This is a genomic window from Shewanella sp. 10N.286.45.A1 (genome assembly GCF_041470405.1).
Lineage (GTDB): Bacteria > Pseudomonadota > Gammaproteobacteria > Enterobacterales > Shewanellaceae > Shewanella.
Genome location: NZ_JBFRMK010000131.1, coordinates 1 through 547, shown reverse-complemented (window position 1 = coordinate 547; position 547 = coordinate 1). Strand labels below are relative to the sequence as shown.

The window sequence follows — 547 nt, the reverse complement described above, 5'->3', positions numbered from 1 at the left end:
CTCGCTCAGCGCGATTATTGTCGATGTTTAGTCGCCCATCTTCAACGTATCGAGTTAAGTTCGGCCACTGATTCAGGCTGTAACTGATAGCTTTCCCTAAACTGCTTTTGGGCGGTACATGTTGCTGGGATTTCTCTAACCAGCGGTGCAGCTCATCCAGTAGCGGCACACTTTGTTGTTGCCGCTGTTGCCGGCGAGCATCAACACGGCTTTCTCTGCTTAATGTCTCGACCCGATAAAGCTTTTGGATTTGGTTGAGTGCCCAGTTTGCCTTACCTGTTTTGCCTTTCGGTTGAGCCATTTCGGCTTCTTTAAATTTGCGTCTTGCATGCGCCCAACAGCCCGCAAGTGTTGCTTGGGTTTTACCGTAGCCTGCATAACCGTCAACTTGTAGGTAACCATTAAATCCATCTAAAAAATCAACGGCACACTGTCCCGCTCTACTTGCCTGATAGTCATATAGGACGATATTAGGGATGCCTAGATTATTCGGCACGTCTGTGCCTGTAGCGTACAGCCACATGTAGCAGGTTGCCTTTTCTTCTTT

At 48.3% G+C, this 547-nt stretch carries 1 protein-coding gene; it reads right to left on the bottom strand.

All coding sequences use genetic code 11. The features are described 5' to 3' along the window. On the bottom strand, window positions 1–547 hold a 547-nt coding region (tnpC, locus tag AB4238_RS10980; RefSeq protein ID WP_372033480.1), incomplete at both ends, for an IS66 family transposase.